Annotated in this window: 22 protein-coding genes and 3 pseudogenes; 18 read left to right on the forward strand and 7 right to left on the reverse strand. The window is 65.7% G+C overall.

What is annotated here, in order from left to right:
- Positions 1-112: 112 nt before the first annotated feature.
- The 4 genes and pseudogenes from U0023_RS22125 to U0023_RS22140 all read right to left on the reverse strand — a co-directional run.
- Positions 113-346 (reverse strand): annotated as a pseudogene (locus U0023_RS22125) (transposase); the annotation flags it as partial.
- Positions 347-621: 275 nt separating this feature from the next.
- Positions 622-2,157, reverse strand: a complete 1,536-nt coding sequence (locus U0023_RS22130) for a tannase/feruloyl esterase family alpha/beta hydrolase (protein WP_245273096.1) — start codon at positions 2,155-2,157, stop codon at positions 622-624.
- Between the two features lie 169 nt (positions 2,158-2,326).
- Entirely contained in the window at positions 2,327-3,460 is a 1,134-nt protein-coding gene (locus U0023_RS22135) for a serine hydrolase domain-containing protein (RefSeq protein WP_009493852.1), read from the reverse strand.
- A gap of 129 nt (positions 3,461-3,589) precedes the next feature.
- The gene (locus U0023_RS22140) at positions 3,590-4,534 is read right to left on the reverse strand and encodes a LysR family transcriptional regulator (protein ID WP_009493851.1); all 945 of its coding nucleotides are present in this window, start codon (positions 4,532-4,534) and stop codon (positions 3,590-3,592) included.
- A gap of 98 nt (positions 4,535-4,632) precedes the next feature.
- On the opposite strand from U0023_RS22140, the gene U0023_RS22145 reads away from it, so the two are divergent.
- The 9 genes and pseudogenes from U0023_RS22145 (at position 4,633) to dctA (ending at position 15,514) form a co-directional block, all read left to right on the forward strand.
- Positions 4,633-5,832 carry a 4-oxalomesaconate tautomerase gene (locus tag U0023_RS22145; RefSeq protein ID WP_009493850.1) on the forward strand — a complete coding sequence of 400 codons (1,200 nt, stop codon included), beginning with the start codon at positions 4,633-4,635 and terminating at the stop codon, positions 5,830-5,832.
- Entirely contained in the window at positions 5,813-6,751 is a 939-nt protein-coding gene (locus tag U0023_RS22150; RefSeq protein ID WP_009493849.1) for a Bug family tripartite tricarboxylate transporter substrate binding protein, read from the forward strand. Before U0023_RS22145 ends, U0023_RS22150 begins: the two co-directional genes overlap by 20 nt.
- 502 nt (positions 6,752-7,253) lie before the next feature.
- The gene (locus tag U0023_RS22155) at positions 7,254-7,922 is read left to right on the forward strand and encodes a tripartite tricarboxylate transporter TctB family protein (protein ID WP_009493848.1); all 669 of its coding nucleotides are present in this window, start codon (positions 7,254-7,256) and stop codon (positions 7,920-7,922) included.
- On the forward strand, positions 7,922-9,427 hold the full coding sequence (locus tag U0023_RS22160) for a tripartite tricarboxylate transporter permease (RefSeq protein WP_009493847.1): 1,506 nt from the start codon (positions 7,922-7,924) through the stop codon (positions 9,425-9,427). Before U0023_RS22155 ends, U0023_RS22160 begins: the two co-directional genes overlap by 1 nt.
- Before the next feature lie 56 nt (positions 9,428-9,483).
- Positions 9,484-10,770: an ATP citrate lyase citrate-binding domain-containing protein gene (locus U0023_RS22165; protein ID WP_009493846.1), complete on the forward strand. Its 1,287-nt coding sequence runs from the start codon at positions 9,484-9,486 to the stop codon at positions 10,768-10,770.
- Positions 10,771-10,809: 39 nt separating this feature from the next.
- A complete protein-coding gene (locus tag U0023_RS22170; RefSeq protein WP_009493845.1) occupies positions 10,810-13,512 on the forward strand; it encodes a CoA-binding protein in 2,703 nt (900 codons plus the stop codon).
- Positions 13,513-13,590: 78 nt separating this feature from the next.
- Positions 13,591-13,743 (forward strand): hypothetical protein, encoded by a 153-nt coding sequence (locus U0023_RS22175; RefSeq protein ID WP_154661269.1) that lies wholly within the window; start codon positions 13,591-13,593, stop codon positions 13,741-13,743.
- A gap of 10 nt (positions 13,744-13,753) precedes the next feature.
- Positions 13,754-13,954, forward strand: a pseudogene (locus U0023_RS22180) (acyl-CoA thioesterase); the annotation flags it as partial.
- Positions 13,955-14,134: 180 nt separating this feature from the next.
- Entirely contained in the window at positions 14,135-15,514 is a 1,380-nt protein-coding gene (gene dctA, locus U0023_RS22185) for a C4-dicarboxylate transporter DctA (protein ID WP_009493837.1), read from the forward strand.
- 409 nt (positions 15,515-15,923) lie between these two features.
- Here the strand turns inward: dctA and U0023_RS22190 are convergent, their stop codons facing one another.
- Both U0023_RS22190 and U0023_RS22195 read right to left on the reverse strand, forming a co-directional pair.
- On the reverse strand, positions 15,924-16,766 hold the full coding sequence (locus U0023_RS22190; RefSeq protein WP_009493830.1) for a citryl-CoA lyase: 843 nt from the start codon (positions 16,764-16,766) through the stop codon (positions 15,924-15,926).
- Entirely contained in the window at positions 16,763-17,980 is a 1,218-nt protein-coding gene (locus U0023_RS22195) for a CaiB/BaiF CoA transferase family protein (protein ID WP_245273094.1), read from the reverse strand. Before U0023_RS22195 ends, U0023_RS22190 begins: the two co-directional genes overlap by 4 nt.
- A 278-nt stretch (positions 17,981-18,258) precedes the next feature.
- Here U0023_RS22195 and U0023_RS22200 point away from each other — a divergent pair, with 278 nt between their 5' ends.
- From U0023_RS22200 to U0023_RS22240, 9 genes are all read left to right on the forward strand, one after another.
- Positions 18,259-18,489, forward strand: a complete 231-nt coding sequence (locus U0023_RS22200) for a hypothetical protein (protein WP_009493828.1) — start codon at positions 18,259-18,261, stop codon at positions 18,487-18,489.
- Between the two features lie 201 nt (positions 18,490-18,690).
- The gene (gene aqpZ, locus U0023_RS22205; protein WP_009493827.1) at positions 18,691-19,443 is read left to right on the forward strand and encodes an aquaporin Z; all 753 of its coding nucleotides are present in this window, start codon (positions 18,691-18,693) and stop codon (positions 19,441-19,443) included.
- A gap of 96 nt (positions 19,444-19,539) precedes the next feature.
- Positions 19,540-20,514 carry an AAA family ATPase gene (locus U0023_RS22210; RefSeq protein WP_040639563.1) on the forward strand — a complete coding sequence of 325 codons (975 nt, stop codon included), beginning with the start codon at positions 19,540-19,542 and terminating at the stop codon, positions 20,512-20,514.
- 18 nt (positions 20,515-20,532) lie between these two features.
- Positions 20,533-21,528 carry a DUF58 domain-containing protein gene (locus U0023_RS22215; RefSeq protein ID WP_009493825.1) on the forward strand — a complete coding sequence of 332 codons (996 nt, stop codon included), beginning with the start codon at positions 20,533-20,535 and terminating at the stop codon, positions 21,526-21,528.
- Positions 21,525-21,989: a DUF4381 domain-containing protein gene (locus tag U0023_RS22220; RefSeq protein ID WP_009493824.1), complete on the forward strand. Its 465-nt coding sequence runs from the start codon at positions 21,525-21,527 to the stop codon at positions 21,987-21,989. The genes U0023_RS22215 and U0023_RS22220 overlap by 4 nt, the downstream gene beginning before the upstream one ends.
- Before the next feature lies 1 nt (position 21,990).
- On the forward strand, positions 21,991-22,998 hold the full coding sequence (locus U0023_RS22225; protein ID WP_009493823.1) for a VWA domain-containing protein: 1,008 nt from the start codon (positions 21,991-21,993) through the stop codon (positions 22,996-22,998).
- Entirely contained in the window at positions 22,995-23,933 is a 939-nt protein-coding gene (locus U0023_RS22230; RefSeq protein ID WP_009493822.1) for a VWA domain-containing protein, read from the forward strand. Before U0023_RS22225 ends, U0023_RS22230 begins: the two co-directional genes overlap by 4 nt.
- A 4-nt stretch (positions 23,934-23,937) precedes the next feature.
- Complete coding sequence (locus U0023_RS22235; RefSeq protein ID WP_009493821.1) at positions 23,938-24,627, forward strand: tetratricopeptide repeat protein; 690 nt, start codon at positions 23,938-23,940, stop codon at positions 24,625-24,627.
- On the forward strand, positions 24,624-25,583 hold the full coding sequence (locus tag U0023_RS22240; protein ID WP_052600681.1) for a formylglycine-generating enzyme family protein: 960 nt from the start codon (positions 24,624-24,626) through the stop codon (positions 25,581-25,583). Before U0023_RS22235 ends, U0023_RS22240 begins: the two co-directional genes overlap by 4 nt.
- Before the next feature lie 24 nt (positions 25,584-25,607).
- Here the strand turns inward: U0023_RS22240 and U0023_RS22245 are convergent.
- Positions 25,608-26,672 (reverse strand): annotated as a pseudogene (locus U0023_RS22245) (zinc-binding dehydrogenase).
- Between the last annotated feature and the right edge of the window lie 45 nt (positions 26,673-26,717).

The raw sequence follows: 26,717 nt of genomic DNA on the forward strand, positions 1-26,717 counted from the left end.
ATCAAGGAACCTTCTGATTAAGAGGGTGTGGTCCGGCCCGTGCATAACTGATCGGGCCAACTCAAAAGCCTTCGCACCCTCCGTATCGCCTGCTCAAAAACGAGCCTTAGGCGTAGACCCCGTTGGCGCTCCAGCGACCGAGGCGGCGAAAGACACTGTTCCGGTTTCCAAACGCGTCCGGTCAGTCGCGCCAGGGCGAGCCCGTTCGCACGATCCACAGCACGCTCTCGACAAACATCCGATTGTCCCGGCCCGTCGATCCCTTCTGATCCGGCCGCCCGATGATCAGCGGCGCAATCCACTCCCACCGAGCATCGCTCAGCACCAGACGATCCGACACACCCAAGATCGCCTTCCCAAAAGCAGTCTTGAATCACGCCCTGACGCCAAAGGGGATCCTAAGATTCCGCAGAGTCTCGCGGGTGCGCGACAAGGCAATGTCCGCTCGGGGCAATGTGTAACTTTTGGCGGCCCCAATGAAGGTCAGCTCGGCGCGCCTGTGCAGAAGTTCTGTGCACTTCCGCCCTCCAAACGGAGCCCCTCCGGGTTCAGGTGCTTAGCCCGAGCCCGGAGCTGCGATCTCTGTTCACGATCCGACGTTATTTGCCTGCGATGTCGCTCTTACTCCGAGGCGCAGGAAAAGCTGGATGCGCTGTTGATGTCGCCGGAGCCCTTGTACTTGGGCCAAGTGGGATACTCACAGAGTGGGCGCGTCCGCCCCTTCGTCGCCGTCTTCGTCGCATCGACGACGATAGGAGCAGCCGGAGGAACGCCGTTCTCGACCCAGTTGTCCAGCGCGGTCAGGTTGTCCCAGGTCGGCGAAAACTTGCCTCCGCCATGAGCGAGGCCGGGAACGAGATAGAACCTCATGAACCCATCCACTTTCTCCTCGCCCATCTTCGCGACAACACTCTTGTAGAGGTTCGCGTTCACATAGGGGCTCACGCTGGGATCGTCATTCCCTTGAACCCAGATGATCTTCCCGCCCCGTGCGCGGAACGCTTCCCAGTCCGATTTCGTGGCCCCGATCTGCTCGGACAGGTGTACGATCCTGTCCTTGAGCGCTCCAGGGTTCCTGATGTCGAAATTCAGCAGGCTGAAGTCGCCCCTGCGAGCGACGAAGCTCTGCATGAACTCGTAGGCCCGGCTGGAATGGTGCGCGTTCGGACCAGACACAGGCGGCTCGCGGTAGGCCGCCTGCGAGCCGAGTTGCATCGTGATCCCCTCGAGACTGTTGTAGCCTTGATAATCGTTGATGCCGTCGGCGAGCTTGTACGGCAGGGAGTAGCCGTTGTGGTAGACGTTGATCGTCCGCTCGATCTGGGCCGTGGTGAGACAATGCTCGGGATGGCCCGTCTCGCCGTTCTTGCACCTTAAGCCTTCGATGAAAGCATCGGCCCGGCCGCGGCAGGCTTCCGGATTGCTGACCAGCCCGTCGGCGGCCCCATCGAGCGCGTCGCAGGCCGTAATGGCATCCGCGGCAATCCGGTTGACGAGGCCCGGCGGTATCCACCCGGCCGAATTGTCGTCATAGACCGCGCGAGCCAACGCGGCTCCCCACAGCCTGAGGCCCACGAAACTGGCCGTGGGATAGTTGGTGAGGATCCCGTCATAGGCCTCGGGCCAACGCATTGCCGCCGTGAGGCCTTCCCGACCGCCGGTCGACCCGCCGGAAAAGTACACACGCCGAGGCGTGGACCCGTACCGCGATTGCGAAAGATACTGGGCCACATCCAGCGTCTTCTTGATATGCATGAAGCCATAGTTCAGCATGGCCTCGTCGTTCATGCCGAACGAAGCGTCGTCGGCATTCGGCGCCTGATGTCCCGAGTCGCTGGCGAAGGTGATGTAGCCTTGAGCAAGCGGTGTCGGAACATTGTCCAAGCCGAGCGTTGGCTTCGTGAGGGTCTCGGGAATGCTGCCGTTGTAGCCTCCGCCTCCCATTTGCAGAGCCTTCCTGTTCCAGTGCGTCGGAAGGTTCACTTGCCACAGGATCTTCGGCGCCTTCTCGTCAACGGGATTGATGGCTCCCCTCACCTGGCAGAACTCGCCATTCGAATTGTCGGCGCGCCCAGCCTCCATGAAGGTCGCGTCCGTGACCTCCGCTCCTGATGTCGGAAGGCTGATAGCCCCAGCCTCGATCTTGAGGCCAGCCAAGCGTTCGCAGCTCTCCCTGGCCCCGGATGTCGCGGCGAACACGGGACCCGTTCCCGCATTGCTGCAAATGAACGCTGCCCCAAGAGCAGCAACAGATCTCCATCGTATGACGGTCTTGGTCGGCACGTTGTTCCTCCTGAGTTTCCTTATGGCCGTGATCGGCTTCAGCTCATTTCCCGCGTGCCGCGACGACGAGGTCCGCGATCTTGAGGAACTCGCTGGCCGACACCTTCGGCGGCTCGAACTTCGTCTCGCCGAGATTGCGGGCGATCGAGAATTCGTCCGCCACGGCACGTCTGTGGACGATGACGGTATCAATCGCGGGAAGGACCAGGATGAACTGGCCGAAGTTCCCGTTAGCGAGGAACGAGCCGGCCCATTCCAGAGCCGTGCGGCTTTCGGGGATCCACCAAAGGTAACTGTAGCCGAGCGGACCTTTGTCGGCCATGTCTCTCGCTTTGACGCGAAGCTTCGTGCTCTCGGCGACCCATTCGGCAGGGATGAGTTGTTGCCCGTTCCACTGGCCTTTATTGGCCATGAGGACACCGAGGCGCGCCATGTCCCGGCCCGACAGGAAGAGGTGATAGGCCAGGTAGCGTGACTGGTTCTGATAGCCCATCATGCGCTGGCGGGACGGATCGTAGTCCTGCATCTGGAGCGGCGCAGCGAGATCCTCGCCGAAAGCCTGGAAGACGGTCTTACCGGTGAGCTTCTCGAAGATGGCGCCGAGGACGTTGAAGTCCCAGTTGTTGTAATGAAAGTAGGTGCCGGGCTGCTTTGAACCGCGCGGTGGTGTCGACTCGTCGCCACCGGGACTTCCGGCCGGGTGATAGACGCCGGAACTGCTGATCAGGAGGTCGCGAACGCGCGCCGTCTTTTCGATCGGGAGAAGACCCTGGTCCTCTTCAATCCCGAGATCCGCGATCGTGTGGTCGAGGTCGATCGTGCCGTTCGCCACGTACTTCCCGTAGAGCATGGACAGAATGCTCTTCCGTGCAGAGGCCAGATAGCTCACCTGCTCGGTGAAACCGTAGCGGTACGCCACCTTGCCCGAGGTCACGACCATGAGCGAAGTCGTCGGCAGCGCATAAAGGCTGCGTTCTACTGCGGCGAGCCCTTCGCGCGTGAAGCCCCCTGTCTCCGGTGATACGTTTTCCCAATCCTTGCCTGGAGATGCGGGAGATGTTGCCGGCTGTGACTGAGCCTGGGCCGTTGTGGCATCGGCCAAGACGCTGAAAGCCGGCAGTCCGAGTGCGAGCCCTCGTGCAATAGCCCGACGTGTTAGCACGATTTTATCGGTCATTATGAGCGTTTCCCTTATTCACGGCTGAGGCGGTATTTTCGCCACCCTCAGCCTATGAATGAGAATGCTCATAGATAAATGCAAAGATTGGTCCGATTAATGCAGAACATGCATTAGGTGACGTCGCCGTCAGTCGCTTCCCGCAGATAGGCGTGCCGATCTGCGCTCTATCTCGGCCGAGATCTTCCAAGTTCCAAGAAGCATCTCGAGAAACCGTTCCGCTGCGGGGGCAAGACGACCGCCGCGCCGCCTGACAACGCCGATCGTTCTCGATACTTCCGGACTGCCGATCGACCGCGTCACGATGATGGGGTGTTCAGCCTGCGGGGTCGCGAGTTTGGGCAGGACCGAGATGCCGAGCCCCGCTTCGACCAACCCAAGGGATGTCGAAAGGTGTGTCACCTCGTACGACCAACTCAGGCTTACCCCGGCGTGTACGAGCGCTGCATCCAGCAGGATGCGATTGCCGCTTGTTCGGCTCACGGCGACGAGCGGCTGTCCTTCGAGATCCGACCACGCGAGAACGTCTCGCTGCGCCAGCGGGTGGTCCCGTCGGCACGCCAGGACAAAGGGATCCTCGATCAGGGGTTCAAAGACCAGCTCCGGATCGGACGCCCCGAGAAGGTTGATGCCGAACTCGACCTCGCCCCGCGCCACGCTCTCGAGACCTTCGTTCGCCGACAGGTCGAGGATCCTGAAGCGGATGTTCGGGTACTGCTCGTTGAAACGGGCAATGACGGAAGGCAGGAAGTAGAAGGCAGCCGTCGGGACGCAGGCCAGCGAAATTAGACCTCGCCTTTCCCGGCCGATGTCCCGCATCGCGAACAGCGAAGAGTCGAATTCGTCGAGCATGCGCCGCACGAGAGGCAGGAACTCACGACCGACGGTCGTCAGCGCCACCCGCCGGGTTGTGCGTTCCAGCAGCGCCGCTCCCACGGCCGCCTCCAGTCTCTGGATGCGGCGGCTGAGAGCCGGCTGCGATAAGTTCAGGGCCTCGGCCGCGCGGTGAAACCCCTCAAGGTCCACCACTGCAACAAAGGCACGCAGATCAAGCGATTCGAAATTGATGCTCATAACGAATTAATAACACCGATCTTTGCATTTCAAAGCAGTTTCAAGATTTGAGATGGTCCGCAGGCAATACAAATGATGGATCTGCCGCCGTGCACACCATGCTCGCCCCCTCGAACAAGAACGCCCTGCGGGTCCCCTGCGTGCTCATGCGCGGCGGGACGTCGCGGGGGCCGTTCTTCCTGGAGACGGACCTTCCCGGCGATCCCAACGAGAGAGACCGTTTCCTGATCGCGGCTATGGGCTCCCCCCACGTGCTCCAGGTCAACGGCATCGGCGGCGGCAACCCGATGACCAGCAAGGTTGCGATCGTCAGCCGATCGTCTCAGCCCGGAGCGGATGTCGACTACCTCTTTGCTCAGGTCGCGACCGACAGAGCCTTCGTCGACGTCAGTCCGAACTGCGGCAACATGCTGTCCGCCGTGGGCCCCTTCGCGATCGAGGCCGGACTGGTGCCGGCCGAGATCGGCGAGACGACCGTGCGGATCTTCAATCGCAACACCTCGACTACGGTGGAAGCCGTGGTCCAGACCCCGGCCGGCGTCGTGGAATACGAGGGCGAGACCGCAATCGATGGGGTGCCCGGAACGGCGGCGCCGATCAAGCTGACCTTTCTCGATGCGCTGGGCTCCAAGACCGGCGCGTTTCTGCCCACCGGGCACGTCCACGAATTCATTGAGAACACCCCGGTCACGCTCGTCGACTACGCCATGCCGATGGTGCTGCTACGGGCGTCCGACTTGGGCCTCTCCGGCGACGAGCCTCCCGACGAGCTCGAAGCCAACCTGCCCCTCCTGGAGCGCCTGGAGGCCATCCGGCTGGAGGCGGGACTGCGCATGGGGCTCGGCGACGTGTCAGGCAGCGTCGTGCCGAAGCTCGCGATCCTGTCCGCGGCCCGTCACGGCGGGACGATCACGTCCCGCTACTTCATGAACGCGCACCGTTGCCACAAGGGCCATGCAGTCACGGGTGCCCTGTGCATCGCAGCCGCATGCCGCCTGCCCGGCAGCGTCGCGCATGACCTCGCCACTCCCAGCCTCACGTCATTGGTGAACCTCGAGCACCCAAGCGGCCGGACCGAGATCGACCTGAGCTTCGACGCTTCCGGTCAGGTCTTGCGGGCAAGCCTTGTCCGCACAGCCCGCAGAATCTTCGAGGGTAACGTCATCGTCCCCGCAAGCGCCGTTGCGGCGCCTCTGGAAGGGATGCAACAAGGAGGAACCCATGCCCAGGACCATCACACGCCGACTGCTCTGTTGCGCAATTCTAGCGGCATCAACGATGATCGCCGCACCCTTTAGCGCGGCGATTGCACAGGACAGCTTCCCGATCCGGCCGATGAAGCTCGTGGTGCCGTACGCCGCCGGCGGCGGGACCGACGCGATCGCACGCCTCGTGGCACAGGGCGTCGGCGAGAAGCTCGGACATAGCCTGGTCGTCGAGAACAACGGCTCCGCTGGGGGTAACATCGCCACCCAGCAGGCGGCGAAGGCGGATCCCGACGGCTACACAGTCCTGATGGCCAACCAGGGACCGATGGTGGTCAATCCCCACCTGTTCAAGAACGTCAAGATCGACCCTCTGACGGCCTTCGATCCCCTTACGCTCATCACGGCGGCGCCATTGGTGGTCGTGGTGCCGAAGGCCTCGACGCACGCGACGGTCAAGGACTTGATCGATTATGCGCAAAAGAACCCCGGCAAGCTGACCTATGGTTCGGCGGGCAACGGTTCGGCAAGCCATCTGGCCACCGTCCTCCTCGCCCAGGAGGCGAACTTCCAGGCGACCCACGTGCCCTACCGCGGCGCCGGGCCGGCCGTGAACGACCTCCTCGGCGGCCGCATGGACTTCATGGTGACCACCGTGCCGTCCATCCTCGGCCTCATCGAGAGCGGTGACGTGAAGGTCCTTGCGGTTACATCCAAGACGCGGGCCAAAAAGTTCCAGGAGGTGCCCACAGTGGCGGAAAGCGGATGGCCGGCCTACGAGGCCACCGCCTGGTACGGGTTCGTCGTCCCGAAGGGAACGCCGAAGGACATCGCCGACAAGATCCGGAATGCAACGGTCGAGACAATCACGAAGGGTGTCGTGCGGGAGCGGCTCGAGGCCGAGGGCGCGGAGCCGATCGGCAACAGTCCCGAGGAGTTCGCCACCATGATGAAGGCGGAGTCCGCCCGCTGGGCCGAGATCGTCAAGAAGGCAAACATCTCCATCGACTGATCGAAGGCGCGAGAGCAGCACCATCCCCGGCGGCTTGGGTCCGAAGCGCCGGAGGTGGGAGCTGGGAGACGGACGGAAGACGGTACCCATGCCGACAACCATCGCCGTTGACAGCGGGAGAGACCGCGTCCTCGGCTGACACGCGCGGCAGACCCGGTTTCCGCCCGCATCTCGATCAACATGACCGCAAAGGTCCTGGACGAAAGCAGAGCCGACCCGAGACGCGATGCTTGGCTCGCTCACGAGCCTCCGGGGCGGTTCGACGATCCGGCAGCCTGGGAATGTTCGGACCGGATGCCGTCCGGCACGGATGGCCCTTCACAGCGATTGCTCGCCGAGCGGTGAGATGACGGCCCCCGGAAGCAAGGCTCCTAGCCATACGTTCCCCGCGAGCCGCGAAGGCTTCATGTGGAACGCGATGCACAAGACCTGCAAAAGCAGGCGCTCAAACAACCACGATGAAAAACCAGCACACCAAGCGGTGTGCCGAGGGAGATGAAACATGTCTGAAACCGTCTCAGGAGACCTGTGCCCGGCGCGTGCCGGACCCGTCCGTTCCCCGCAGAGCCTCGTTGCCGGGCTGACGCTCGTTGCGCTCGCGGCCTTGTCGCTCTGGCTGATCAGTGACCTCGATCAGGGCACGTTGCAGTCCATGGGGCCCGCGCTCCTGCCACGTTGGCTGGCCATCGCGGTTGGCCTGTGCGGGCTTGTCTTGGTCGGGACCAGCTTTACGACGGACGGCGATTTTCTGGAGCGGTGGAGCCTGCGCGGGCCGGTCTTCGTGATCGGCTCGATCCTCGCCTTCGCCCTGACCATCCGCGGCTATTCCTTCGGGGCCTTCGCCCTTCCGGGCCTCGGCCTGCTGGTGGCCGGGCCGCTCGGCATCATCCTCGGCGGCTATGCCACCCCCGAGGCGCGCCTGCGCGAGCTCGTCATCCTGGCGCTCAGCCTGACGCCGTTCTGCATGGTGCTGTTCGGCGACCTGCTCAACCTGCCGATCCCGGTCTTCCCGCAGGCCCTGACCAGCCTCTTTCCCGCCGACTGGTCGCAGAAGGCGGTGCTGCGCGCCTGCGCGGCGCTCATGACGGCCGGCGCCATCGTGATCTTCCTCGCCACGCGCAACCGACACCCAGGCCCCGTGGACGTGGCCGACCACTCCGGGAGGATCTGATGGGGGACTTCTTCGCCAACCTGAGCCTCGGCTTCGGCGTCGCGCTCAGCCTGCAGAACCTCGGGCTCGCCTTCCTCGGCTGCCTCGTCGGCACCCTGATCGGCGTGCTGCCCGGCGTCGGGCCGATCGCCACCATCGCCATGCTGCTGCCGATCACCTTCGGGCTCGATCCCACCGGGGCGCTGATCATGCTGGCCGGCATCTATTACGGCGCCCAGTACGGCGGCTCGACCACGGCGATCCTGGTCAACATCCCCGGCGAGGCCACCTCCGTGGTCACCGCGCTCGACGGTCACGAGATGGCCAAGCAGGGCCGCGCCGGCGTGGCGCTCGGCATCGCGGCCATCGGGTCGTTCTTCGCCGGCACGGTGGCGACGCTGGTCATCGCCGCGCTCGGCGCGCCGCTCACCGGCCTCGCCCTGGTGTTCGGCCCGACCGAGTACTTCTCGCTCATGGTCATGGGCCTGGTCTTCGCCGTGGTGCTGGCGCGGGGCTCGATCCTGAAGGCCATCGCCATGATCCTGGTCGGGGTGCTGCTGTCCACCGTCGGCACCGATCTCGAGACCGGCGAGGAGCGCATGACCTTCGGGCTGCCGTTCCTGTCCGACGGCATCGACTTCGCCGTGCTGGCCATGGGCATCTTCGGCATCGCCGAGATCATGCGCAACCTCGACCACACCGAGCACCGCGACGTGGTGCGCCAGGCCATCGGCCGGCTGCTGCCGAACCGCGACGACTTCCGGCAATCCTACAAGCCGGTGGTGCGCGGCACCATCCTCGGCGCGATCCTGGGCATCCTGCCCGGCAACGGCGCGGTGCTCGGGCCGTTCGCCTCCTACACCCTGGAGAAGAAGCTCGCCAAGGATCCGCGCCGCTTCGGGCGCGGCGCCATCGAGGGCGTGGCCGGGCCGGAGAGCGCCAACAACGCCGGCGCGCAGACCTCGTTCATCCCGCTGCTGACGCTCGGCATTCCGCCGAATGCCGTGATGGCCCTGATGGTCGGCGCGATGACGATCCACGGCATCATCCCGGGCCCGCAGGTGATGACCAAGAACCCGAACCTGTTCTGGGGCATGATCGCGTCGATGTGGGTGGGCAACCTGATGCTGCTGGTGATCAACCTGCCGATGGTGGGGATGTGGGTGCGCTTGTTGAAGGTGCCGTACCGGCTGATGTTCCCGGCGATCCTGATGTTCTGCGCCATCGGCATCTACTCGATCAACTCGCTGCCCACCGACGTGATGTTCATCGGGCTGTTCGGGTTCGTGGGCTACGTGCTGATCAAGCTCGGCTTCGAGCCGGCCCCGATGCTGCTGGGCTTCGTGCTCGGCAAGCTGATGGAGGAGAACTTGCGGCGCGCGCTCATCATCTCGCGCGGGTCGCTGGAAACCTTCGTCAATCATCCGATCAGCGCCGGCCTGCTCGCCGTCGCGGCCATCCTTCTTGTGATCGCCCTGCTGCCTTCCATCCGCAAAGGCCGCGACGAGGTGTTCGTCGAGGACTGAAATCGTGGGCAAGCATCCGGTATTTGCGTCAACCCCATAGCAATTGGAGATTTACAATGCAGATCACAGGCATGCTCCATGGAGCCAAGCTGCTTCAGTTCGCTGGGTTCCCGACTTCGGAGGTACTCGGCCCCGACGCCAGCGAGGAGGAGATCCGGGCGCTCATCGATCGCTATGGCAGCGTGTTCATCAAGCCGGTGTTCAAGGGCGGCGTCGGCAAGAAGGGCAAAGCGGGCCTCCTCGGCCGAGCCTCCGACCTGAAGACGGCGCTGAAGGAAAAGGAGCGGCTCTATTTCGTCGAGCATCGGGTTGGCTCCACCGTGGCCAAGGCGAACGGCGTGACCTTCGAGGGTGCGGTGCCGGCCGAGCACGAGGTCTACTTTTCGATCTCGGATTCCACTCGCTTCCGGGCCCCGACCATGACGCTCACCCACCACGGCGGCATAGACATCGAGGAGGTCGACAAGAGCCTTGTCGCTCAGATCCCCTTCGATGCGCTGACCGGGCTCAAGGCCTTCGTGGTCGCCAACGCCCTGTCCGAACTGAACGCGCCCAAGCAGATCATCTCACCGCTCGTGCAGCAATTGCCGAAGCTGTGGGAGCTCTACCACAACTTCGGCATGACCACCCTGGAGCTCAATCCGATCCGCATGCGGCCGGACCGGAACGGACGCCTGACCCCGGTGGCCTGCGACTTCAAATGCGGCTTCGACCGCGACGATCCGCGCTGGGAACGGCTCAACCTGCCCAACCACCTGTTTGCCGTCGACTACTCGGACTTCGAACTCGAGATCAACCAGCTCCGCACCTACCAGGGCCAGAGCGACGTCTACGTCATCAACCCGCAGGGCACGATCCTGGCGCCGACTTTCGGCGGCGGCGCTAACTCGCTGGTCACCCAGATGCTGGGCGACGATGCGATCATCTCCTCCGACTTCGGCGGCAATCCTCCGTATGAGAAAATGAAGAAAGTCGCGCAGATCTGCTTCAAGCACTGGCTCAAGCAGTCGAACGTGCTGTTCATCATCGGCGGCAAGTCGAACAACACCGACATCTTCGAGACCTTCCGGGCCATGGCCGACGCCCTGCGCGAGCACTTCGGCCAGCACGGTCCGACACCGCTCTATGTCGTGGCGGGTCGCGGCGGCCCCAATCTGGTGCGGGGCATGGGCGCCCTGCGCGATACCGTTGAGGCGCTCGGCGTGCCCTATCGCCTGTTCGGCTTCGATTCCGACATGAGCGAGGTTATCCACTACGCCCGCGCCGCGGATGCCTGGATGAAGGCAGGCGGGCGCGATGAGGTCGCGGCGAAGCTGCGCATTCCTGTGGCGGCCGCGGCCTGAGCCGAGCGCATGAACCCCTAGGCAGATTTGGAGGAGACCATGTTCAAGCAGGGCGTCGGCAGCTTCAAGTACCACGTGGGCATCAGCTCCCTCGACCAGATCGCCACCCATGACGACCGGGTCTGCGTGCTCAACATCCTGGGCGGTGAGTCAAGCGACGTTACCCCGGTGGGCCACGCCTACTCAGGTGGAAACGTGGTGTTCGGCACCTCTCCCGGCCGCAGCGGCCAGGTGCTGGAGACGCCGGTTGGGAATGTGCCGGTTTACAACAACGTCCGCGAGGGGCTTGAGGCCGGGCATCGCTTCAATTGCGGCGTGGTCTATCTGCCGCCCTCCGGCGCCCGTGACGGTGTCGCCGAGCTGATCCGGGTCAATCCCGAACTCAAGAAGATCTTCATCGTCACCGAGAAGCTGTCCGTGCACGACTCGCGCGAGATCCGCGCCATGGGCCAGCAGAACGGCATCGACATCTTCGGAGGCAACAGCCTTGGCGTAGCCGACGCCTGGAACCAGGTCCGCATCGGCGGGGCGCTGGGTGGCGACAATCCGGCCGAGGCCCTGCGCAAGGGCTCGATTGCGATCTTCTCCAACTCCGGCAACTTCACCACCACCATCGCCACCTACCTTCGCATGGCCGGCTGGGGCACCACCACCCTGATCTCGAGCGGCAAGGACGTGTACATCCACTACGCTGCCCCCGAGTTAGCGTTCGCACTGGCGAATGACGCCCGCACCAAGGCGGCCGTTCTCTACGCCGAGCCGGGCGGCTACTACGAGCTCGATGCCACCTTCACCAAGCCGGTGGTGGCCTGTGTGGTCGGACGCTGGAAGTCGAAGCTCACCCGGGCGGTTGGCCATGCCGGCGCGATGGCGGGCGGCCACGACGATGCCGCGGCCAAGGAACAATGGTTCATGGCCAAGTTCGGGGTCGATGACATCTTTACGCCCGAGAATCCGGTCTTCTCGTCCAAAGGCGCGGTCGTCACCAACATCGCCCACATTCCGGCAGCCCTGACGGCGGTGATGCAGGCGAATGCCGCTCGACCCGACTTCGCGCCCGAGGGTAGCCTGGCTCTCAAGCCGTGGTTCGGCTCGAGCCAGGGTATTGCGCTCCCCCCGGAACTCGACCTGCCGGTGGTCACCGCGGCAAGTCCTTATGACAAGCAGATCGAGGACCTGAACCGGCAGATCGGGGCGGTATTCCCGCGCCAGCCGATGAAGGATGCGTCCGGCGCCTCGCAGATGGATTCGAAGACCCAGATCACGGCCCTTCACGGCGTGTCGATGCTGGATGCGGCGCAGTTTCCGGTCGAGTCGAACATCTGTCTCTCCCTGCTGCGGGACCCGGGCAGCGAAAACGACCGTGCGTTGATCAATGCCGCCGTGGGGGCAGAGATCAACCTGTTCGGCACCCCTGCCCTGGCCGCCGCTCAGGCCGCGCGGGAAGCGGGCAACGCCCCCAACACGATCCTGGCGGCGGCGTGCAGCATCATTGGGCCTCGGCATGGGGAGCAGGCCCGGCGCGCCGTACGCGCGCTCGTGGAGGGCTTCACGGAAGCTGGATTGCGGTGCGCTGTCGACGAGAGCTTCGACCTGAGCCAAGTACGGTTCGACGGCGCGGCGGACCTGTTCGTTTCCGATCAACCCGACGCGAAGGCCGAAGCCCTGGTGAAGGGCTTGCAGGCCCGCGGCGCAAAATCGGTGTTCGTGCGCTACTTGCGCACCCTCAATGGCCACCCGACCGCGGATGCCGTTCTCGCCGCGGCAGCGGCGACGCTGGCGTGGGAGCCGCTGATGCGTAAGCGCATCTCGCTGCTGACGGCGGAGACCCTGCCCTGGTGGCTGCGATTGTTCGGCGTCCTGATCGGGGCGTCGGCTGATGCCGGGCGGCATGAGGGGGATGCCTTCGGCAGGATTCCGAACGAGGAGATCATCGGCACGCGGTCGCTCACCGAAGTCGCGTTCGCGGCCCTGGTGGGAAGCCAGCCCACGCCGGACGGTTTGTTCGCCTTCCAGACCCTGGTGGGCCTTCTGCTATCGAACGGGCCTGGCACCATCTCGGCTCAAGGAGCCAAGGGCGCCGTCTCGGCCGACGGTCCCGAGACACCCGAGCGGGTGCAGATCAACAAGGCGCTGATCGGCTTCCTGACTCATTGCGGCTATGCCCATGGCGGCAACGGCTACGAGGGCATCGCCTTCCTGATCGACCAGTTCCAGGACGTCGATCTGACGGATCCAGGAAATCCGGATCATGGCATCGACCTGCCGGCCCTGGCCCACCGCCACGCGGCCGATTACGCCACCTACAAGGCGGGCAAGAAGACCGCCGGCAGCGTGGACATCCGAAAGATCCCGGGCGTGAACCATCCCGTCTTCAAGGACAAGCCCGTCAACCACGATCCGCGCGAGGTGTTCGTACGGGAGCTGTTCGAACGGCGCGAGGAGTACAACGTCTTCCACGCGTACTATCGGGAACTCGTCAAGGCTCTCTACGAGACCGGAGTGTCGCGCAACGTCTACTGTGTCAACATCGATGCGGTGATCGCGGCCTTGCTCCTCAAGTTGCTGTGGCAGCCGTACCGCGAGGATGATCTGGCCAAAGAGGCTCTGGAAATGAGTGCGTTCACGATCTTCCTCTACGCCCGCATGATCGGCTGCGCCGCCGAGATCGACGACCACCTCAACCGCGGCCGGAACATGGACACGCGAACGGCGGCATCCAAGTGCCAGTACGTGTCCTGAGTTCAGCCAATCGGACGACGGGAAGGACCGGAAAGGGCCGAGCTTCTGTCCACCGGTGCCCTATCGGCCTTTCTCCTGGTGATCAGGATCGATCTGGTGCTGGCCGGGGACAACGCCGTCGTGATCGGGTTGGCGGCGGCGGGCCCATACGAGGAGAATCCGGTCGTCCTCTACGTGGCCGTCGAAATGATCTACCGTGGCGCGTTGGAAGTCTGGCCGTCGATGTCGTGAGGGAGCAGCCATGGAAACCGACAGGATCGAGGTGCGCGAGGCGGTCATCAGGACGATTGCAATGCCGTCGGACACCAACCCGGCCGGCGATATCCTCGGTGACTGGCTGATGGCGCAAATGGATTTGGCGGCAGGCAACGCGGCCGCGCGACGCGCCCGAGGGCGCTGCGCAACCGTCGCCGTCGACAGCGGCTCCCGCCCGCGCCCGCTGCCTCCGGATTGAACTCAGGGCTACCGGTTCCGCAACTGGGCCAAATTGATGCCTATCTCGAATGAATAGGCTCGATAATTGCATTTAACAGTTTGTCTCCGCGCTGATACTCCGTATGTCAGCATTTTAGCCGTCATCGAAGAACGGTTTACGTCGACAGGGCTTAGAGGAGGAAACACGATGCGCCTTGAAGCTGGAAGCCAAGATCCGACGCCCACCGCGACGAAGAAATTCTATCACGCGCTCTATTTCCAAGTCGTCGTCGCCCTGATCCTCGGCATCGTCGTCGGCTATCTCTGGCCAGGCTTTGGCGCCGGGCTGAAGCCTCTGGGCGACGGGTTCGTCAAGCTGGTCAAGATGATGATCGCGCCGGTGGTCTTCTGTACCATCGTCAGCGGGATCACCAGCCTCAGCGACACGCGGGAGATCGGCCGGACCCTGGTCAAGTCGATGGCCCTGTTCTACGCCCTAACCATCGCGGCGCTGCTCGTCGGCCTCGCGGCGGTCATGGTCATCCAACCGGGCCTCGGCATGCACGTCTCGCCGGCATCCTTGGATCCGACGGTCGTGACACGCTATGCCAAGGAAGCCGCCCCCGTGGGGTTAGCCGACTTCCTGTTGCATATCATCCCGACCTCGTTCTTCGGCGCATTCGCCGACGGCGAAGTGCTTCCGGTGCTGCTCATCGCCATTCTCGTAGGCTTCGCCCTGACCCGGACGGGCAAGGCCGGCGAACCGGTGCTGCGGGGCATCGACTCCCTCTCTCACGTGCAGTTCGCCGCTTTCGGATTCATCATGAAGCTGGCCCCGCTTGGCGCCTTCGGCTCGATGGCCTTTACCGTCGGCAAGTACGGCATCGGCTCGATCGGCTCGCTGGGCTTGCTCCTCCTGACCTTCTATATCGCGTGCGGCTTCTTCCTCGCGATCATCATCGGTGGATTGGCGCGCGCCCATGGCTTCAGCCTGTGGAAGGTCCTGCGCTACTTCCGCGAGGAACTGCTGATCGTGCTCGGCACCTCGTCCTCAGAGCCGGTTCTGCCGCGCGTCCTCCAGAAGCTGGAGGCATTGGGCTGCAAGAAGGGCGTTTCCGGCCTCGTGCTGCCCATGGGGTATTCGTTCAATCTCGACGGGACGGCGATCTATCTGACACTGGCCTCGATGTTCATTGCGCAGGCGTGCGACATCCACCTGTCCGCCACTCAGATCTTCACCATGCTCGGCATCATGCTGCTGACGTCGAAAGGTGCCGCGGGCGTCACAGGCAGTGGCTTCGTTGCCCTGGTCGCCACGCTGACGGTGATTCCGGACCTTCCGGTTGCGGGCGTGGCTCTGATCGTCGGCATCGACCGTTTCATGTCCGAGGCCCGCGCTCTTACCAGCATCATCAGCAATTGCGTCGTCAGCATTGTCGTCTCGATCTGGGAGAACGCCTGCGATCGCGAGATCCTGGCAAGGGAGTTGAACCAGAACTACGCCGGCACCGAGCGGTATCTGGAGGACGGGCGTGAGATCGAGGTCTTTCCGCTGCATCCCCAATCCCCGGCTCAGCCGTCACGCTGAGCGTGGCGCCTCCCCTCGCAGACAGGATCAGCCATGAACGTCGAGGGGTGGAGCGGCTGACCCGGCATTGGACGGCAACGACGAAAGGGTGCCTCAAGGCCATGCGAACCGAAGCGTTCGTGGACGTCCTCATAGCCGACCCCGAACCGCCTTTAGCGGCCTGTTCGTCCTCTGTCCGCCGTCGTTACGAAGTCCTCAGCACTCAGGCGCAGCAGGGCTGCCAAGTCGGCTCAGCAAGGTTGTTGGGGAGCGCGCGGTCAGAGGCTGCATCGCTGACGCAGGCTGCGGTGCGGGACATCCATCCGGTGCCCGTCCCGTGGGCTGCCTCGCACGTCCTATGCCGGTCCGATACTGCCAGTGCTCCGAGGCAGTTATCGGCCGAACTCTGAGGACTGCCCCATGGAATTGATCATGGCTCTGATGCCTCCGGGAGCCTGCGCTCCGGTGTGCCCTCGTAGGCCCACAACCATTCGCGCGGCAGTGGCCCCTTGTTGCGATCAGGATACTGGGATTGCTCCCAGGCATGGGCGAGAATCCCGACCGAGCGGGAGAGGACGAACAGGCCGCGCGTCAGCGGCGGCGGGAAGCCCAGTTCCCCGTAAATGACAGCCGTGGCGCCATCGATGTTGAGCGGGATCCGCTTGCCCTTGCGTCGCTCGACGGCGGCCTCGACCGCCTCCGCGATGTCGGCGAAGCGTCCGGACACGGTGCCCTGCCGGGCGGCCTCCCGCACGAGCTCGAGCAGGCGCGGTGCACGAGGGTCGACCGGATGAAAGCGGTGGCCGAGCCCCGGAACATAGCCGCTCCGCGCAAAGAAACGGTCGACGCGATCCGCCACAGCATCCTCCAGGGACTGACCCGCATCCATTGCGGCGGCGATGTCCCCGAAGAAGCCGAGCGCCTGTTCACCCGCTCCGCCATGCACGTCCCCAAGCACGTTGATGGCGGAGGCCATGGCGCTGTTGATGCCGACGCCGCAGGTCGCAGCCATGCGGGCGATCGCGATCAAGGGCGCTTGCGGACCATGATCCACCGCCGCCCCCAGCGCCGTGCCGAGTAGGCTGGCTTGAGCCTCGGTCGGCAGTTCTCCCCGCAGCATGAGCCAGATCATGGCCGGGAAACTCACCCGGCCGATGAGGTCCTCGATCGGATAGCCCCGCAGCCGGATCATGCCAGGCCGCATCTCGATGATCTCGGTCGACCACCATTCCTCTCCGCGCTCGCGGCCTTCCTTGCGGGTCCGCTCCGTCATGCTTGCCTCCTCGTATCCCGTTGCCGACGAGCCTTCGCCAGGATCTCGTTTGTGTGCTCGCCGAGCTTCGGCGGCGGCTGAAGCGGCCGGGGCGCTTCGCCGTCGACCAGGAAGCCGCCGCGGATCACCGCCAGCGGCTTGTCGCCAGCCGCCGCCTCGAAGCGCGTCGTCATATCCCGCGTCGCTACCTGCGGCTCTTGGAGCACCTGGGGAATTGTCAGCACCCGTCCCGCCGGCACGCCCGCCCGGTTGAACCTCACCTCCCATTCCGCTGCGGATGCCGCGGCCAGCGCCTCCTCGATCAAGGTCTTCAGCTCGGCCCGATTGAGTTTGCGGGTCTCGCGCTCACTGAATCGCGGATCAGTTGCCAACTCGGGCCGCCCGATGAGGCCGCACAGCGTGACGAACTGCTCCTGCTTGTTGGCCGCGATGTTGAGCAAGCCGTCGCCCGTCTCGAAGGCTCCTGAGGGCGCCGCCGTCATGTTCTCGTTGCCCATCGGCCGGGGTTCAACGCCGGCCGTCAGGTAGTTCGATACGGGCCAGCCCAAGGCGCTCAGCGTGCACTCGAGCATCGAGACGTCGAGGAAAGCGCCTTCGCCCGTGCTCGAGCGGCGCACGAGCGCGGAGACGATGGCGAAAGCGCCGAACAGGCCACCGAGCGTGTCGCAGACCGGATAGCCGACCCGCAGCGGTGCGGTGTCCGGCGTGCCCGTGATGCTCATGACCCCGGACAGTCCCTGGATGATCTGGTCGTAGGCCGGATTGTCCCGCATCGGCCCGGTCTGGCCGAACCCGGAGATCGCGCAGTAGACGAGATCCTCGCGGACAGAGCGCAACCGCGCGTAGCCGAGTCCGAGACGGTCCATGACGCCGGGCCGGAAGTTCTCGATGAGCGCGTCGGCCGTCGCGACGAGGTCCAGGAACTGCGCCTTGCCCTCCTCGCTCTTGAGATCGACGACGACGGAGCGTTTGCCGGCATTCTGGGCCAGAAACGACGCGCCATGGCGGCCTTGTTGAGGTCGGGCGAGGCGCCGAGCTCGCGGGCGAGATCGCCACCATTCGGTGCCTCGACCTCCATTGCGCCCTGGTGTCGTGCGACACCCCGGGCAACAATCTCCCCGGCGGATCGCGATGGGGTTGGGTTGGCCGGAGGCGCGGTGATCCTGCCGCATGTCGGCGCGGACCGATGCTTGAGTGGGATCCTCGTCCGTCACTCCGAAAAGGCGCTTGCAGGGCGAAGCCGTCTCGCCATTCCGCGCTGGGGCGTGCGCTCGGCGATCCGGAATTCCCGCCGCCGAATTCAGGGGAATGCCCGATCCCGAAGCATGCCGCGGGGTGCTAGGCTCCGTCGGGAGCCAATCGTTCTCCAGTCACCCACGGAGAGAAAACCCATGGGGCGATAGCGACCCTTGTCTGCCGGCCAGCCCTCGACGCGGCCGCCGCCGACCTCGACAGGACACGCTTGGACCTGCTGCGGGCGAGGAACAGGCTCATGACCCTACGCGAGGCGCTCGACGGGGCCCTCGAGGAGGCCCTGCAACGCCAATCCTTCGCGCCCCTCGAGCATCTCTTCGGCGCGGAGGAGGCAGCAATGGCGGCCTGCGAGAGACTGGCGGCGGCGCTCGCCGCGGCCGAGCAGCGCTGTGTGCTGCTGCGGGTGGCCCTTGCCCATGAGCGGGACCTTGCCGCGTCGGGACCGATCGCCTGGAATCGTCTCCACTGAACCCATCCGTCAGGAACGAGGAATCACCCACCGATTCTAAGTGTTTTCCTGCCCGTCTCTCAGGTGTTTCCCTAATATCGCTTCCCGTCCGCCTTCCTAAGCTGTGACTGGGGAATCGGGTTTGCCCGGAGCTGCCGCACTAGCCTGCATCAAGCCCGGGCTTCCGAGATGTCTGTCCGTGCCGACGAGACGGAGGATCACATGGACCTTCACAACAGCCACAACATCCACCGCTGCGTGGCCGAGGGCATCGGCACCTTCTGGCTCACCTTCGCCGGCTGCGGCAGCGCGGTGATCGCCGCCGGCTTCCCCGACGTCGGTATCGGCCTGCTCGGCGTCTCGTTCGCCTTCGGGCTGTCGGTGCTGACCATGGCCTACGCCATCGGGCACATCTCCGGCTGCCATCTCAACCCGGCGGTGACCGTCGGCCTCGCAGCAGGTGGCCGCTTCCCGAAACAGGACATCCTGCCCTACGTCGTCGCGCAGGTGATCGGGGCCGTGGTCGCCGCGGCGGCGCTCTACGCCATCGCTACTGGCTCCCCCACCTTCGACGTTGCGAAGGGTTTTGCCGCCAACGGCTACGGGACCCATTCGCCCGGCCAGTACAGCATGATCTCCGGCTTCATCGCCGAGGTGGTGCTCACCATGATGTTCCTGTTCATCATCATGGGCGCCACCCACGGCAAGGCCCCGGTGGGTTTCGCGCCCATCGCCATCGGCCTCGGTCTCACCCTGATACATCTCGTGGGCATCCCGATCACCAATACCTCGGTCAACCCGGCCCGCAGCACCGGCCCGGCCCTGTTCGCCGGCGGCTGGGCCCTGGCGCAGCTCTGGATGTTCTGGGTCGCGCCGCTGATCGGCGGCGCCTTGGGCGGGATCCTCTACCGCTGGCTCAGCGAGGAACCATCCGCCCAGGTCACAGGTGTCACGCCGGCCGCGCCGGCGGAATGATGGCATCCCCAGGAACGGAGTGGGTCAATCGCACAGGATCGAGAACACGTGGGTGAAGCGACGCAAGCCTTGGACGGGCCGGAGGCCGGAGTAAGGCTGTCGGCCCGCGACGTCATCCTCGACCTCCAGGCGCGGGTGAACCAGGCGATCATCGGCCAGGAGCGGGTGGTCGAACGGCTCATCATCGCGCTTCTCGCCAACGGCAACGTGCTGATCGAGGGATTGCCGGGGCTCGCCAAGACCCGCGCCATCAAGAGCCTCGCGCGCAATCTCGAGGCCGCCTTCAGCCGCATCCAGTTCACCCCCGACCTCCTGCCGTCCGACGTGACCGGGGGCGAGATCTACCGCAGCGACGGCCAGGGCGGCGGCACCTTCGAGTTTCGGCAGGGCCCGGTATTCGGCAACCTCATCCTGGCCGACGAGATCAACCGTGCCCCGGCCAAGGTCCAGTCCGCCCTGCTCGAGGCGATGGAGGAGCGGCAGGTTACGGTGGCGGGCAAGCGCTACAGGCTGCCCGACCTGTTCATGGTACTCGCGACCGAGAACCCGATCGAGCAGGAGGGCACCTATCCGCTGCCCGAGGCCCAGATGGACCGCTTCCTGATGCATGTGCGCATCGATTATCCGAGCGACGCGGATGAGGTGAAGGTCCTGCGTCTGGTCCGGGAAGAGAACGCCGGCGGGAGCGCATCCTCCTCCCCTCCGAAGATCCCGCAGCAGGCGATCTTCGACGTCCGTCGCGAGATCGACGCCATCACCTCCGCGGAGGCCATCGAGACCTACATGGTGGGGTTGATCGCGGCGACCCGCCGCCCTTCCGAGTACGGCGACAGGCTCAAGCAATGGATCGCCATCGGCGCCAGTCCGCGCGGTTCCCTAGCGCTCGACCAAACGTCACGGGTCTACGCCTGGCTCCAGGGGCGCGACTACGTCGTGCCGGAGGACGTGCAGGCGATCGCCCATGACTGCCTGCGCCACCGCGTATCCCTGAGCTACGAGGCGACGGCCGATGGCGTGAAGCCCGACGACGTGATCGACGAGATCATCCGTCAGGTCGCGGTCGCGGCCTGATCGGGACGGAGGCGCCGGATGGCCTCGGGCGGATCATCGCACCACCCCCCAGCCTCCCATGGCCGGACCTCCGTCACGGTGGACGAGCTGCTCCGGCTGCGGCACAAGGCACGGGGCTTCAGCTTCCTCCCGCGCCAGCCCGTGCACAGCATCCTCACGGGGCCCCATGCCTCGCGCCTGCGCGGCCGTGGCCTGAACTTCGAGGAGCTGCGTCCCTACTATCCCGGCGACGACACCCGCACGATCGACTGGAACGCGACCGCCCGCCTGCGCGAACCCTTCATCCGCGTCTACACCGAGGAGCGGGACCGGGCCGTCATGCTGCTCGTCGACCAGCGCCTATCGATGTTCTTCGGCAGCCACCGGGCCACGAAGTCCGTGGCTGCCGCCGAGGTTGCCGCCGCATCCGCTTGGCGGGTCACCTCGCTCGGCGACCGGATCGGGGCGGTGGTGTTCTCCGACGACGGGGCGGTGACGGTCAAGCCGCAGGCTCGGGACGCCGGGGCCACGGCCGTCATCAATGCGGTTGCGGAACTGAACCGAGCCCTCCCCGGCCGCATCGCGGGGCACGCGACGCCTGGGGCGCTGAACGACGCTCTCCGCCGTGCCGCGCCGTTCCTGAAGCATGACGGCCTCCTGTGCCTGATCACCGACGCAGCGGGGGCCGATCAGGAAACGGTGGAGCGGGTGACGGCGCTCACAGCCCACAACGACGTCCTGAGCGTCTTCGTCTACGATCCCCTCGAGGCCGACCTTCCTCCGATCGGCCCCGTCGTCGTCGCCGAGGCGAACCGCCAGATGGAGATCGACCTGTCGTCCACCGACCTGAGAACGCGGTTCGCGCAGGACTTCGCACGCCGCCGCCGGCAGATCGAGCGGTTCTCCCGCAAACGCTCGATCCCGGTGCTGCCGATCCGGGCGGATTTCGACCCGATCGACCAGCTCCGCGACCTGCTGGGACGCCGGGTGACGCATTCCATCCGCGGGCGGGCACCGGAGGCGGTCCGGTCATGACGAGCGATCCGGCCGACCTCGCCAACCTGCGTGACATCGTCCTGCCTGCCGCTTCGCCCTGGTGGCCCCCGGCCCATGGGTGGTGGGTGATCAGCGCAGGTCTGTTCGCGGCCGCTCTCGTCGCATCGATCCGGGGATGGAAACGGTACCAGGCGAACGCCTACCGCCGCGAGGCCCTTCGCGAGCTCGATGCTACGTCGGACGTGACCGCCGTCATGCCGATCCTCAAGCGGGCCGCCATGGCCGCCTACGGGCGCGAGCGGGTTGCGTCCCTGAGCGGCTCGGGCTTTCTCGCTTTCCTCGACCGGACCGGTGGCACGATCGACTTCACGTCGGGGCCTGCCCGCCTCCTTCCCGGGCTCGCCTTCAAGCACGGGCCGCCTCCGACGCCGGACGAATTCGCGACGGCCGTTGCCGATGCCAGGCGCTGGCTGCGAACCCATCGGGTGCGGGGACGATAGCATGCTGACCTTTGCCTATCCCTGGCTCGCCGTCCTGCTTCCCCTGCCCCTGCTCGTGTCCTGGTTGGTGCCGCCGCGTGCAGAGCATCGGGCCGGCGTGAGGGTGCCGTTCTTCCGGACCCTCGTGGCCCTTACCGGACAGGTGCCGGGCAGCGGCACCGTCATGGCGCGGCGCGGCGCCGGACGTACGGCCGTCCTCATCCTCTGCTGGCTCCTGGCGCTCGCCGCGCTCATGCGGCCCCAGTGGATCGAGCCACCCCTCCATCGCGATGTCCCGACCCGAGACATGCTCCTGCTGGTCGACCTTTCCGCCTCGATGGACACGAACGACTTCAGAGACGCGCAGGGGCGGACGGTCGATCGGCTGACCGCGCTCAAGCAGGTGCTCGACGAGTTCGTCGCGCGTCGCCACGGCGATCGCGTCGGCGTGGTGGTCTTCGGCGATTCACCCTTTGCGCTGGTGCCCTTCACGACCGACCTGAAGCTCGCCCGCCAGCTCGTGCAGGAGACCGCCGTGGGCATGGCCGGACCCCGGACGGCCTTCGGCGACGCTATCGGTCTCGGCATCTCGCTGTTCGACAAGTCGACCGTGAAGACGAAGACCATGATCGCCCTGACCGACGGCAACGATACGGCCAGCAAGATGCCGCCTGGCGAGGCGGCCGGCGTCGCCAAGGATCGGAGCATCGTCATCCACACCGTCGCCATCGGCGATCCGACCGCCGCAGGCGAGGACAAGCTCGACGAGACCGCGCTCAAGGCCGTGGCGGCGCGGACGGGTGGCGGCTTCTACCGGGCACTCGACCGGGAGCAGCTCGCCGGGATCTACCGCAGGCTGGACGAGGTCGAGACCCGGCGCATCGAGACCGTCTCCTTCCGGCCGAAGACCGATCTCTATTGGATTCCCCTGGCGGCGGCCCTGCTGACGGGCATGGGAGCCGCCGCCCTGATCGCCATTAAGGGCCGACGTCAACTTCAAGGGACGACGGGGGAGGAGGCTTCGGCATGAGTGCGGTGCTGGCCTCGCTTCATCTGCTGCGGCCATGGTGGCTGCTGTTGCTTGTGCCCGCCTTGTTGATCTGGTGGCGCCTGCGCACGGGGCACGATGCGATCGCACGCTGGGCGGCGGTGATCGATCCGGCGATCCTGAGCGCGCTGGCCATTGGCGTGAAAGGGCGATCCCGTCTCCTGCCCGATGATCTCCTGGTAGCCATCTGGATCGTCGGCATCGTGGCCGTTGCGGGACCGACCTGGAGGCGCGAGCCCTCGCCGTTCGCCGATGCCCGGCCACCCGTCATGGTCGTCCTGAAGGTCACGCCGTCCATGAAGGCCGAGGACCTGGCGCCGAACCGTCTTGTCCGCGCCGTCCAGAAGCTCTCGGACCTCGTGACGGCGCGCGAGGGCGCTTCGACGGGGCTTGTCGCGTACGCTGGATCGGTCCACCTTGTCCTGCCGCCGACACCGGACAAGGACGTGATGGGCGCCATGGCGCAGGCCCTGTCACCCGAGATCATGCCCCAGGAGGGCGACAGCCTGGCCGAGGCGGTCCGTCTGGCCTCCACCGTGCTGCGGGACGGCGGCAAGGGAGGATCGGTTCTCGTCATGGCCGATACGATTGCCCCGGACCAAGTGTCCCTCCTGGAGAACCAAGGCGGTTCGGGTCCGACATTCGAGACTACCCTGTGGGCCGCGCTTCCGCCGTCGCACCTTGACGCCGCGCAGGACCTGAACACTGGCGCTTCGGCGCTGGATGCCTCGCTCCAGGCCATGACACCCGACCGTTCCGACGTCGACGCCATTGCCACTCGGCTCGACCGGGCCACCGCCGTCGGCGACGTCACCGGCGAGGGCGAGCGATGGCAGGAGGCGGGCTACTGGCTGACGCCTCTGCTCGCGTTGCTTGCCCTCGCCTGGTTCCGGCGCGGCTGGGTCCTGGGGAGCTGAGGCGATGGCGCACAGGATCCGCGATACGGTAGAATGGCTGTCCTCGTTCCTGGCGCGGCATGCGTACGCGGGCATCGCCGGCGCAGTCGTGATCGGCTTGGGGATCCTCGGCGCGGCCTCAGGGTGGCGCGACCTCCTGCTCACGCCCGACCAGCGCGGCGCCTGGGCGATGCACGAAGGCCGCTACCAGGAGGCTGCCGATGCGTTCGTCGACCCCATGCGACGCGGCGTGGCCCTGTTCCGGGCGGGCGCGTTCAAGGAAGCCGCCCAGGCCCTGTCCGGCCTCGACACGGCCGAGGCCGCCTACGACCAGGGCAATGCCCTCGTGATGCTCGGACAGTACGACAACGCCGTCGGTCGCTACGACCGCGCCCTCCAGCTCCGGCCCGGCTGGGCGGAGGCCGAAGCCAACCGGACGCTGGCCCGGCTGCGGGCCGATCGCCTGAAGACGACGGGCGGCGACATGGGCGATACGGATTCCCGACCCGACGAGGTCGTCTTCGATCCGAACAAGCCCAAGGGCAGCGAAGGCAAGGACGATCAGGTCGCGGGCGGCACTCCCATGTCAGACGAGGCGGTGCGAGCGCTGTGGCTGCGTGGCGTCCAGACCAAGCCCGCCGACTTCCTGCGGGCGAAGTTCGCCTATCAGCTCCAGTCCCAATCCACGCCTCCAAACCCGGGAAGCGCCCCATGAAGCACTCACCGATCTCTTCGAAGCTCTCCACAACCGGAGACGGCATGGTCCGGATTCCCGGCGGCACGTTCGCCATGGGATCGAACGACCACTATCCGGAGGAGGCCCCCGTCCACCGAGTGACCGTCGACGGCTTCTGGATGGACGCGGCTCCGGTCACCAACCGCCAGTTCAAGTCCTTCATCCAGGCTACCGGCCATGTCACGACCGCCGAGACGATACCTGATGCGAAGGATTATCCGGGAGCCCGACGCGAGATGCTGAAGGCAGGCTCCCTGCTGTTCACGCCACCGTCCCATCCGGTGGACCTGCGCGACTGGAGCCAATGGTGGACCTTCGCCTTCGGCGTGAACTGGAAACGGCCGAACGGTCCCAACAGCAACCTCAAGGGGCTGGAGGACCACCCGGTCGTCCATGTCAGCCACACGGACGCCCTCGCCTATGCCCGCTGGGCCGGCAAGGACCTGCCGACCGAGGCGGAATGGGAGTTCGCGGCCCGCGGCGGGCTCGACGGCGCCGAATTCGCCTGGGGCGACGAACTCACGCCCGACGGTCGGCAGATGGCGAATACCTGGCAGGGACAGTTCCCATTCCAGAACACCATGCTCGATGGCTACGAGCGCACCTCCCCGGTCGGCTCGTATCCGGCCAACGGCTACGGCCTCGTCGACATGATCGGAAATGTCTGGGAATGGACGAACGACTGGTACACGCCGAAGCACCCCGACGACGCGCCGAAGGCCTGCTGCATCCCGGAGAACCCGCGCGGCGGCCACGAGGATTCGAGCTACGATCCCAGGCAACCGGAGATCAGGATTCCGCGCAAGGTCGTGAAGGGCGGCTCGCACCTGTGCGCGCCGAACTACTGCCGCCGCTATCGTCCGGCAGCGCGGCACCCGCATCCGGTCGACACCTCCACGAGCCACATCGGCTTCCGCTGCGTGCGCCGGGAATGATGCGGTCGACGGGCATCCATCGGCTCAAGGGGTGATGGCTACCTTGAGAACACCGTCCCGCTGGTGCGCGAAGAGATCGTAGGCCTCCTCGATCCTGTCGAGCGGGAACCGGTGGGTCACGAGCGCGGTGGCATCGACCCGCCCGGACGCGATCACATCCATGAGCCGCCGCATGCGCTCCTTGCCGCCCGGGCACAGGGTCGAAACGATGGACAGGTCTCCAAGTCCGGCCGCGAAGGCATCGAGCGGGATGCAGAGGTCGGCGGCGTAGACGCCGAGCGACGACAGTGTCCGGCCCGGCCGTAGGACCCGCAAGGCGCTCGAGAACATGCCTTGCCTCCCAAGGCCTCGATTGCCACGTCGACGCCGCGTCCGTCCGTGACCCTCATGATCTCCGCCACGGGATCTGACTCGCGGATGTCGATGCAGCGGTCGGCCCCCATCCTGCCGGCCATCTCCAGCCGCTCCGGCAGGCCGTCGACCACGATCACGGTCGTCGCTCCCATGAGCCGGGCTCCCGCCGTGGCGCAGAGTCCGATGGGTCCTTGGGCAAAGACCGCTACAGTGTCACCGATCCTCACGCCGCCCCGCTCCGCGCCGGAGAAGCCCGTGGACATGATATCGGGGCACATGTGCACCTGCTCGTCGCTCAGACCCTCGGGAACGGGAGCGAGGTTCGTCATGGCGTCGGGGACGAGGAGGTGTTCCGTTTGCACTCCATCGATGGTGTTCCCGAACCGCCAGCCTCCGGAGGCCTTGAAGCCGTGCCTCGTCCTGGGACCAGCATCCGCACAGGCAGGCCGAGCTGTGGCCGCTGGGCGTGATCGCGCGGGCGATGACGCGCTGCCCCTCCCCGTATCCCTGCACCGCCGACCCCAGCCTCTCGATGATCCCGACCGGCTCATGGCCGATGGTGAGACCGCGGGCCACCGGATACTCGCCCTTGAGGATATGGATGTCGGTGCCGCAGATGGTTGTGGTCGTGATGCGGATCAGGGCGTCGAGCGGCCCCACGTCCGGGATCGGCTTCTCGTCGAGGAGGATGCGCCCCGGTTCGACGAATACCGCTGCCTTCATCGTTGCTGCCATTCCTTCCTCCCTCTCTCATGCGAGCGCGAGCGGCCGAGTCAGGAA

The organism is Microvirga lotononidis, assembly GCF_034627025.1.
Lineage (GTDB): Bacteria > Pseudomonadota > Alphaproteobacteria > Rhizobiales > Beijerinckiaceae > Microvirga > Microvirga lotononidis.

What these genes read in the sequence shown, in the direction of transcription:
- U0023_RS22135 (WP_009493852.1), bottom strand. Translation starts at nt 3,460, where the DNA reads ATGACCGATAAAATCGTGCTAACACGTCGGGCTATTGCACGAGGGCTC.
- U0023_RS22235 (WP_009493821.1), top strand. Translation starts at nt 23,938, where the DNA reads ATGGCGCACAGGATCCGCGATACGGTAGAATGGCTGTCCTCGTTCCTG.
- U0023_RS22190 (WP_009493830.1), bottom strand. Translation starts at nt 16,766, where the DNA reads ATGACGGAGCGGACCCGCAAGGAAGGCCGCGAGCGCGGAGAGGAATGG.
- U0023_RS22155 (WP_009493848.1), top strand. Translation starts at nt 7,254, where the DNA reads ATGTCTGAAACCGTCTCAGGAGACCTGTGCCCGGCGCGTGCCGGACCC.
- aqpZ (WP_009493827.1), top strand. Translation starts at nt 18,691, where the DNA reads ATGGACCTTCACAACAGCCACAACATCCACCGCTGCGTGGCCGAGGGC.
- dctA (WP_009493837.1), top strand. Translation starts at nt 14,135, where the DNA reads ATGCGCCTTGAAGCTGGAAGCCAAGATCCGACGCCCACCGCGACGAAG.
- U0023_RS22200 (WP_009493828.1), top strand. Translation starts at nt 18,259, where the DNA reads ATGACCCTACGCGAGGCGCTCGACGGGGCCCTCGAGGAGGCCCTGCAA.
- U0023_RS22170 (WP_009493845.1), top strand. Translation starts at nt 10,810, where the DNA reads ATGTTCAAGCAGGGCGTCGGCAGCTTCAAGTACCACGTGGGCATCAGC.
- U0023_RS22150 (WP_009493849.1), top strand. Translation starts at nt 5,813, where the DNA reads ATGATCGCCGCACCCTTTAGCGCGGCGATTGCACAGGACAGCTTCCCG.
- U0023_RS22165 (WP_009493846.1), top strand. Translation starts at nt 9,484, where the DNA reads ATGCAGATCACAGGCATGCTCCATGGAGCCAAGCTGCTTCAGTTCGCT.
- U0023_RS22225 (WP_009493823.1), top strand. Translation starts at nt 21,991, where the DNA reads ATGCTGACCTTTGCCTATCCCTGGCTCGCCGTCCTGCTTCCCCTGCCC.
- U0023_RS22220 (WP_009493824.1), top strand. Translation starts at nt 21,525, where the DNA reads ATGACGAGCGATCCGGCCGACCTCGCCAACCTGCGTGACATCGTCCTG.
- U0023_RS22145 (WP_009493850.1), top strand. Translation starts at nt 4,633, where the DNA reads ATGCTCGCCCCCTCGAACAAGAACGCCCTGCGGGTCCCCTGCGTGCTC.
- U0023_RS22230 (WP_009493822.1), top strand. Translation starts at nt 22,995, where the DNA reads ATGAGTGCGGTGCTGGCCTCGCTTCATCTGCTGCGGCCATGGTGGCTG.
- U0023_RS22240 (WP_052600681.1), top strand. Translation starts at nt 24,624, where the DNA reads ATGAAGCACTCACCGATCTCTTCGAAGCTCTCCACAACCGGAGACGGC.
- U0023_RS22160 (WP_009493847.1), top strand. Translation starts at nt 7,922, where the DNA reads ATGGGGGACTTCTTCGCCAACCTGAGCCTCGGCTTCGGCGTCGCGCTC.
- U0023_RS22215 (WP_009493825.1), top strand. Translation starts at nt 20,533, where the DNA reads ATGGCCTCGGGCGGATCATCGCACCACCCCCCAGCCTCCCATGGCCGG.
- U0023_RS22140 (WP_009493851.1), bottom strand. Translation starts at nt 4,534, where the DNA reads ATGAGCATCAATTTCGAATCGCTTGATCTGCGTGCCTTTGTTGCAGTG.